Source organism: Micromonospora sp. NPDC023633 (genome assembly GCF_040640035.1).
GTDB lineage: Bacteria > Actinomycetota > Actinomycetes > Mycobacteriales > Micromonosporaceae > Micromonospora.
Genome location: NZ_JBFABB010000086.1, coordinates 22,619 through 30,971 on the forward strand (window position 1 = coordinate 22,619; position 8,353 = coordinate 30,971).

Consider the following 8,353-nt stretch of genomic DNA (forward strand, 5'->3'; position numbering starts at 1 on the left):
GCTGATCCGGGTGAACCGGGTTGAATGCTTTAGCGCATCTCCGGCCGGATGACCTTGGTGCGCAGCACGGACTCGTTGAGCCGCAGCTGACGGTCCAGCTCGGCCACCGCTGCGGGCGTCGCCTGCAGGTCGATGACGGCGTAGATGCCTTCGGCCTTCTTGTTGATCTCGTACGCGAGGCGCCGGCGGCCCCACACGTCGGTCTTCTCCACCGAGCCACCCGCGGTCCGGATCACGTTCAGGTACGTGTCGAGCGACGGGGCGACGGTGCGCTCCTCGAGGCTGGGGTCGAGGATCACCATTACTTCGTAATGACGCAAGACGTGCTCACCTCCTGTGGGCTAAGCGGCCACGGTCCTTCCGTGGCAGGAGGTCGTGCGTCGTGGCCCACGCCGGTTCCGGGGGAACCCGGCCGGACGCGGACAACCGGACCAGGATACCCGGTCCGGACGATCATGCCCGGGGTGGTCGGGGGGGCCTGCTGGGAGGGCAAGAAGACGGGGGCTCGCGTCGACGTCGGTGTCGATGCGAGCCCCCGTACACGAGGCCGCGGGGCGTCCCGTCCGCATTCCTTGGGTGGGACCTGGGGAGGAACGACCACACCGATGAGGTTGGACCGGGGACGCCCCGCGGAGCTTTATCGTGTTGTTACCTGACGTTACAACGGCTCTTGCCCCTTGTTGTAGGAATTGGCGGAATTCTCCGACAAATTTCCCGATGAGCCCGGTTCCGTCAGGGCGGGCCCCCGCCGCGCCGGGCCGCGCGACGGGGGGTGCCCCCGCTCTCGGGCGGTTCGACGCGCCTCCGGCCGGCCGACCAGCGGCGCTCCGGGCGGCTGCGGCAACCGTGGATCCCACTCGCATCAACGAACGCCGACGCCGGGAGGTGACGCGTGGGGCCGGCGCGTCCGCCACCGCCGTCATCCCTGCTGTCGGCGACGCGACGTAGGCTGCCGTGCATGCGTATCGGAGCCCACGTCGATTCGACCGACCCGATGGCGGAGGCGACCGCCCGAGGGGCCGAGGCCGTGCAGTTCTTCCTCTCCGACCCGCAGGGGTGGAAGGCGCCGAAGCCACGGGAGGACGCGGACCGGCTACGGGCCGCGGACGTCGACCTCTACGTGCACGCGCCGTACGTCATCAACGTCGCGACCCTGAACAACCGGATCCGGATCCCCAGCCGCAAGCTGCTGCTCGGGCACGCCCAGGCGGCCGCCGCCATCGGCGCGAAGGGGCTGATCGTGCACGGCGGGCACGTCAACGCCGGCGACGACCTGGGGGTCGGCTTCGACAACTGGCGCAAGACCTTCGCGTACGCGGCGGACTCCGGCGGCTTCGGCGTGCCGGTCCTGATCGAGAACACCGCCGGCGGTGACAACGCGTGCGCCCGGCGGCTCGACGCGCTCGCCCGGCTCTGGGACGCCGTGGGCGACCACGAGGTGGGCTTCTGCCTCGACACCTGTCACGCCCACGCCGGCGGCGAGGAGCTGCTCGGCCTGGTCGACCGGGTCAAGGCGATCACCGGGCGGATCGACCTGGTGCACGCCAACAACTCCAAGGGCGCGTTCAACTCGGGCCAGGACCGGCACGACAACCTCGACGGCGGCACGATCGACCCGGAGCTGGTCGTGGCGGTGATCCGCGCCGCCGGCGCACCGGTCATCGTCGAGACCCCGGGCGGGGTCGACGGTCAGGGCGCCGACATCGCCTTCCTGCGTGACCGACTGGGCACGGGGAGCCCGGCGGCATGACGACCGAGCAGTCCGCCGCCGGCGGCTCCCGCGCCGACGCCGCTGCCGCGCCCACCGGCCCCGGCCCCGCTCCGGCCACGCCGGGCGCCGCCGCCGGCCGGAAGGCCGCGGACCGGGCCGGCACCACCGGCGGTACGGTTGCCGGCGGCGTAAAGCCGACCGGAGGCCCGTCCGACGCGACCGGCCCGGCCACGAAGGCCGACCCGGCCGAGAGGACGGACCGCGCCGGAGAAGCCGGCATGGCGGGTGCCCCCGGCACGGCCGCCAGGACCGACACGGCGCAAGCCGAGGCTCCCGCGGCCCAGCCCGATGCCGACGGGCCCCGGGCCAAGGCAGGCGGGCCCGAGGCCAAGGCTGGCGGGGCCGAGACAGCCGACGCGGCCGGGGCCAGGAACGGGAAGGCCGACACCAAGGCCGGCGGGGCCGATGAGGTCGGAACCAGGACTGGCACGGCCGACGCCAAGGCCCGCGCGGCTGGCAAGACCGACGGCAAGGACGGCGTTGCCGGCAAGGACGAGCCCAAGGCCGGCAAGGACGGTGCGGCCGGCACGGAGGTTGGTGCGGCGGACGAGGCCGGCAGGGCCGGGACCGGCGCCCAGGGCGCGGGCACCGGCGGCGACAAGCCCGCCGACGGCAAGGACGGGGGCGACAAGGGCAAGCCGGACCGGTGGGAGGCCTTCGCGTCCGCCCCCGAACCGGTGCCCTCCCGGATCGGGCGCGCCGCACGGGCGGTCGGCCGCCTGCTGATCCACGAGTGGACGCTCGCGACGCTCGCCTCGCTGGCGCTGGCCGTGCTGCTGACCTGGCCCACGCTGCGCTACCCGCGGCACACCCTGCCGCAGGACTACTGGGACCCCAGCCTCCAGGCGTGGCAGATGGCCTGGTCGGGGCACATCCTGCTGACCAACCCGGCGCAGCTGTGGCAGTCGAACACCTTCTTCCCGGAGCCGTGGAGCTTCGCCTTCTCCGACACCCTGCTCGGCTACGCCCCGGCGGGCATGATCGGCACCGGCCCCGAGGCCGCCGTGCTCCGCTACAACATCATGTTCGTGCTGGCCCACGCGCTCGCCACGCTCGGGGCGTACGCGCTGGCCCGGCAGCTCGGCGCGGGCCGGATCGGCTCCGCGGTGGCCGGGGCGAGCTTCGCCTACGCCCCCTGGCTGCTGGCCCAGGCCGGGCACCTGCACGTGATCTCCAACGGCGGCATCCCGCTGGCGTTGGCCATGCTCGCCCGGGGGCACGGCTGGTCGCTGCGGCACGGGTACCGCCCCGAGCGCCGGCACGACGGCTGGGTCTACGCCGGCTGGTTGGTCGCGGCCTGGCAACTCAGTCTCGGCTTCGGCATCGGGCTGCCGTTCGCGTACTTCCTCGCCGGGACCGTGCTGGTCGCGGCCGTCACCTGGTTCCTGCGGCGATGGGTGGTCCGGCCGGTCAAGCGGCCGTTCGGCCGCCGGCTGCTGGTCGCGGACCTGGTCGGCGGCCTGCTCTTCGCCGGCGTCGGCGCGCTGCTGGCCATTCCGTTCTTCACGGTGGCGGAGGCGCACCCGAACGCGAAGCGCTCCATCGGCGACATCGGCATCTTCTCGCCGCCGGCGAGCGGTTTCTTCACCGCGCCCGCCGAGTCGCGGGTCTGGGGCGAGCTGCACGAGGGGGCGCGGGCGCTGCTGCCCTGGCACCCGGAGATGACCCTGCTGCCCGGCTTCGTGCTCTACGCGCTCGCCGCCGGCGGACTCTTCTTCTCGGTGTGGAAGCTGCGCCACCGGCTGCTGCTGCTCGCCGGGGTGGTGGTGACGATGGTGCTCGCCATGGGCACCCGGTTCTTCGACGGCACCTTCACCTACGTGCCGCTGTTCGAGCACCTGCCCGGCTGGAACGGCCTGCGTACGCCGGGTCGGCTGATGCTCTGGACGACGCTGCTGCTCGGGCTGCTCGCGGCGGGCGCGGTGAGCGCGTTCGCCGCCCGGGTCCGGGAGATCTCCGCCGAGCGGATCCCCTCCTGGCCGAGCCCGTGGCTGCGGCTGGCCACGCTCCTGCCGCTGGTGCTGGTGATCGGCGAGGGGTTGAACTCCACGCCGCACCCGATCGTGCCGCCCCAGCCGGCCGCGATGCGGACCGTGGACGGGCCGCTGCTGGTGCTGCCGAGCAACCAGAGCCTCGACCAGCCGGTGATGCTCTGGTCCACCAGCCGGTTCCAGGACGTGGTGAACGGAGGGAGCGGCTTCACGCCGCGGCAGCTCGACGACGTACGCCGCGTGACGCTCTCCTTCCCCGACCAGGTCAGCGTCGACTACCTGCGCGTCCTCGGGGTCCACAACGTGCTGCTGATGCGGGACCACATCGCCGGCACGCCGTGGGAGGTCACCGTCGACGCACCGGTCGACGGGCTCGGCATCACCCGCGAGGAGATCGGCGACGTGGTCGTCTACCGCCTCTGACCGGCGTTCGCCCGGCCGTCGGGGGTCGCCTCCGACGGCCGGAAATCGGTCAGACGGCGGCGGGCGTCGGCTCGGCCGGCACCTCGGGACGGCGTCGCCAGCGGTCGAGCCAGGGCGCGTCCGGGGCCCCGTCGAGCAGCCCGCCGTCCGGGTCGTCGGCGTAGGTCCGCCGCACCGGGTCCAGTTCCGGCCGCAGGATCTCCCGCACGACGAGCACGCAGAGCACCACCACGGTGGCCAGGCGCAGCGTCGACGCCAGCACGAAGACCCCCTCCGGGAAGACCGGCCGGCTGGTCGCCGCGCCGAGCAGCTCGCCGTAGAAGGCCACGAAGTAGCAGACCTCGGCCAGTTGCCAGGCCAGGAAGGCGCCCCACTTCGGGCGGGCGAGCACCACCAGCGGCAGCAGCCAGAGCACGAACTGCTGCGACCACACCTTGCTGAAGATCAGGAAGGCGGCGACCACCAGGAACGCGAGCTGGGCGAGCCGGGGCCGGCGCGGGGCCAGCAGCCCCAGCGCGGCCACCCCGAGGCAGGCCAGCCCGAAGAGGGCGTACGACAGGGTGTTCAGCGTGGGGATGTTGACGTTCAGCCACTCGAAGGGCCCGAGGTCGGCGGGGTTGCCGCTGCCGACCTTGCCGTCCAGGTAGCGCCCGATGTACCAGAGGGTGCCCCAGTCGATGGGCCGGGTCGAGTTCAGCTCGAAGAAGCGGTCCCAGTTCTCCTGGTAGGGAATGGCGACCGGCAGGTTCACGGCGACCAGGGACACCAGGGCCGCGCCGAAGGCGGTGAGGGCGGCGCGGAGCCGCCCGGCGCGCAGCGCCAGCACCAGGATGGGGCCGAGGATGAACAGCGGCCACATCTTGGCCGCCCCGGCGAGACCGAGCAGGACGCCGGCCGCCAACGGGCGGCTGCGGGCCCAGGCGAAGAGGCCGAACGCGGCCAGGCCGATGGCGAGCAGGTCCCAGTTGACCGTGGCGGTGAGCATCAGCGCGGGGGCGAGCGCGAAGAGCGCGGCGTCCCACGGTCGGCGGCGGCGCAGGGCGAGGATCACCGCCACCGTGGCGACCGCCAGCGCACCGAGCACCAGCGCGTTCAGGTTGTAGAACCACATGCCCTGGTTGATCCCCGGGTCGTTCTGGCCGAGGGCGTGCACGGGCAGGCCGAGCGCGCCCATGAAATACCCGGTGAGCACCGGATACTCGACGGGGTGGTCCTGGTAGGGGACCGCACCCTCGTTGAGCCGCTCGGCGTAGTAGAGCGCCAGCACGTCGGTGTAGCAGAACCGGGTGTACTGCACGTTGTTCTGCCAGGCACCGTCCTGGCAGGGCGACTTCTGCACCCAGTGCAACGCCAGGGTCAGGCAGACCAGGGCCAGGACGATGCGGGCCGCCGTCCAGAACCGACTCTCCCGCCCGGCGGGCCGGTCCAGCGCGACGGCGTGGTCGCCCAGGGGACCGCCGATGGCGCCGGAGACGCCCCGGACGAAGCCGTCGGAGCGGGACGGGTGGTCAGGGGCACCGGCGTCGTCGATGCCTCGCGTCGACTGCGTGCTCATGAAGGTGCATCCTGCCGTACATCTGGCCTCCGCGTCCCCTCTCTCTTACGACACGTCGGTACGCGAAACGCCGCCGGCGGCCGGAGAGGTGCTCCGGCCGCCGGCGGCGTTCGTCGATCAGTCTTCGTCTGGTCGGGGCGTCAGGGTCGGTAGCAGCCCGCCGCCGCCGTTCCCGCCCGGCCGCGGATCGGTCGGGGCGGTGGGCGCGGTGGGGCCGCCCGGAGGGTTGCCACCGCCGTTGTTCCCGCCACCGTTGTTGCCGCCCGGCGGGCAGAACAGGCCGAGAGGATCGCAGGTTGGCGGGCCGGGCGAGGGCGGCGGGGGCGGCGGGGGCTTCTCGCCGTTGCCGGTGGTCGGGTCGCCGACGTTCGCCGCGGGCGGGAAGTCCGCCTTCTCCTTGCCCTTGTGCGCCTCGTCCATGAACCGCTCCCAGATGTCACCGGGAAGGTTGGAACCGCCGACCTTGGTGCCGTCCTTCAGCTTGAGAGGCTTGCGGGCATCCTTGTTGCCGACCCAGACGGCGGTCGCGATCTGCGGGGTGTAGCCGATCATCCAGGCGTCGCCGTTGTCCTCGCTGCCCGACTTGAGTTCCCAGGTGCCGGTCTTGGAGGCTGCCTTCCGCCCGCCGTCGAGCTCGTGGTTGACCCGCCCCGGGTACTGCTCCAGCACCGAGGTCACGTCCGCCACGACGTCCTTGTCGATCCGCTGGTCCCCCTTGAGGCGACCCTCGTCGGCGATCTTCTTCCACCTGCCCGTCACCTCGTCCCTCTTCTCGACCGAGTAGAGGAAGTGGGCCTTGTGGTAGCGGCCCTGGTTGGCGAAGGTGGCGACGCCGTTGGCGTGGTCCAGGACGGTGATCGGGTACTGGCCGTAGCCGACGACGTGGAAGAACGGACCGGCGGGGTGCGCAACCTTTGCCGGGTCTTCCTTGGTGAGGTCGTAGCCCTTCGGCGGGTTGGTGTCCGACCGCCACATCATGCTGACCCCGGCCTTGGCCGCCATGTCGACGACCTTGTCCGGGCCGATCTCCTCGGTGACGTGGTAGAACGGCACGTTCAGCGACTTGAGGGTGGAGACCGTCAGCGTGCAGGAGTTGCCGCAATCCGGATTGTCGTCGCCGGCGTTGCTGACCTTGAACGTGGTGTCCTTCGGAACGAACGCCCTGCCCTTCCAGATCGACTCGAGGGCCTTGCCCTCCTTGAGCGCCGCCGCCAGCGTGTAGATCTTGAAGCTCGAGCCCGGCGGATGGCCACCCGTGATGTTTCCGGCGGCGTCGGTGTTCTTGCCGGCGTAGTCGGTGCCGGTGCCGTTGTCGCCGCCGTAGTACGCGAGTACGCGACCGTTCTTCGGGTCGATGGCCACCACCGCCGCCATCAGGTTCGACGGCTGGTCGGAGAGCTCCGACCCCTTCCTGCTGCGCTGGGCGGTGTCGACCGCCGCCTTCTGGATCTTCGTGTCGATCGTGGTGCGGATCTTGTAGCCGCCCGACATCAGCGCCTGGGAACAGAGCGGCTTGTCGTCGGTAACCTGCTCCTCCTTGTCGACGCAGATGCCCTTGTCCCGCATCTCCTGCTTGACGTAGTTGATCACGTTGCCATACGGGGTGTCGACGCCGTAGTCGAGGCCAGCGCCGCCCTGGTTCGGCTTCTTCAGGGTCTTCGTCGGGTACTCGGTCGGCGCCGCCGGCTTGCCCGGGGCGTTCAGCCAGCCCTCGGCGACCATGCCGCTGATCACGTAATCCCAGCGGGACTTGGCGTCGGTGGGATTGACCGCCGGGTCGTAGCCCCTGTGGCCCGCGGCGGCCTCCGGCTGCTTGATCAGCGCGGCGAGGACCGCGCCCTCGGCGACACTGAGTTCCTTTGCCGGCTTGCGGAAGTACGTCTGCGCCGCCGCCTCGATGCCGTGCGCGCCCCGCCCGAAGTAGATGATGTTCAGGTAGTGCTGCATGATCTGCGGCTTGGTGTACTCGTCGTTCAGCTTGGAGGCGAAGATCGCCTCCTTGACCTTCCGGGCGTAGGTGTCCTCGTTGAGGCTGTCGAAGGCGTTGCGGGCGTACTGCTGGGTGATGGTGGAGGCACCCTGCTTGTCGCCGCCGGTGACGTTGTTCCACGCGGCCCGGACGATGCCCTTGTAGTCCACACCGGAGTGCTGGTAGAAGTTCCGGTCCTCGGCCGCCGCGACCGCGTCCTGCACGTGCTGCGGGATCTGGTCGATGGTGACCAGGGTCCGGTTCTGCGTGCCGACCTTCGCGATGATCGTCTTGTTGTCGAACGCGTAGAGGGTGGTCGCCTGCGGCGGCGTGGTGTCCTCGGGGAGGACGACGTTGGTCGAGTAGTAGGTGAAGCCGACCACGCCGAGCCCGGCGAGCATGATGAAGACGGCGAAGCTGGCGATCAGCAGGTTCACCCGCTTGCGCTTCTTCGACCGCCCAGCGCCAGCAGGACCACCCGCACCGCGGCCACCGCGGCCGGGGCCCGTCGGACCCCCGGGACCGCCAGGCCCACCCGGGCCGCCCGAGACCGGCGAGACGCTCGCCCGCGCCGAGGCCCGGCCGCCGACGCCGCCGACGGCCGCAGACCCGACGCTGGCCCGTCCGGCCGGGGCGGCAGCGAC

At 71.7% G+C, this 8,353-nt stretch carries 5 protein-coding genes; 2 read left to right on the forward strand and 3 right to left on the reverse strand.

The annotated features are described in order from the left end of the window. Nucleotides 1–29: 29 nt before the first annotated feature. Nucleotides 30–320, reverse strand: coding sequence for a 30S ribosomal protein S6 (rpsF, locus tag AB0G13_RS23950; RefSeq protein ID WP_121397433.1), 291 nt, complete (start codon nucleotides 318–320; stop codon nucleotides 30–32). 638 nt (nucleotides 321–958) lie between these two features. Here rpsF and AB0G13_RS23955 point away from each other — a divergent pair. Then, nucleotides 959–1,750, forward strand: a complete 792-nt coding sequence (locus AB0G13_RS23955; RefSeq protein WP_357878096.1) for a deoxyribonuclease IV — start codon at nucleotides 959–961, stop codon at nucleotides 1,748–1,750. Beyond that, nucleotides 1,747–4,185 carry a hypothetical protein gene (locus AB0G13_RS23960; RefSeq protein WP_357878099.1) on the forward strand — a complete coding sequence of 813 codons (2,439 nt, stop codon included), beginning with the start codon at nucleotides 1,747–1,749 and terminating at the stop codon, nucleotides 4,183–4,185. The genes AB0G13_RS23955 and AB0G13_RS23960 overlap by 4 nt, the downstream gene beginning before the upstream one ends. A gap of 49 nt (nucleotides 4,186–4,234) precedes the next feature. Here AB0G13_RS23960 and AB0G13_RS23965 read toward each other — a convergent pair whose 3' ends face one another. Both AB0G13_RS23965 and AB0G13_RS23970 read right to left on the reverse strand, forming a co-directional pair. After that, complete coding sequence (locus tag AB0G13_RS23965; protein WP_357878102.1) at nucleotides 4,235–5,740, reverse strand: glycosyltransferase 87 family protein; 1,506 nt, start codon at nucleotides 5,738–5,740, stop codon at nucleotides 4,235–4,237. Between the two features lie 117 nt (nucleotides 5,741–5,857). Then, a partial coding sequence (locus AB0G13_RS23970; RefSeq protein WP_357878105.1) for a transglycosylase domain-containing protein occupies nucleotides 5,858–8,353 on the reverse strand: 2,496 nt, incomplete at its 5' end.

What these genes read in the sequence shown, in the direction of transcription:
- AB0G13_RS23955 (WP_357878096.1), top strand. Translation starts at nt 959, where the DNA reads ATGCGTATCGGAGCCCACGTCGATTCGACCGACCCGATGGCGGAGGCG.
- AB0G13_RS23960 (WP_357878099.1), top strand. Translation starts at nt 1,747, where the DNA reads ATGACGACCGAGCAGTCCGCCGCCGGCGGCTCCCGCGCCGACGCCGCT.
- AB0G13_RS23965 (WP_357878102.1), bottom strand. Translation starts at nt 5,740, where the DNA reads ATGAGCACGCAGTCGACGCGAGGCATCGACGACGCCGGTGCCCCTGAC.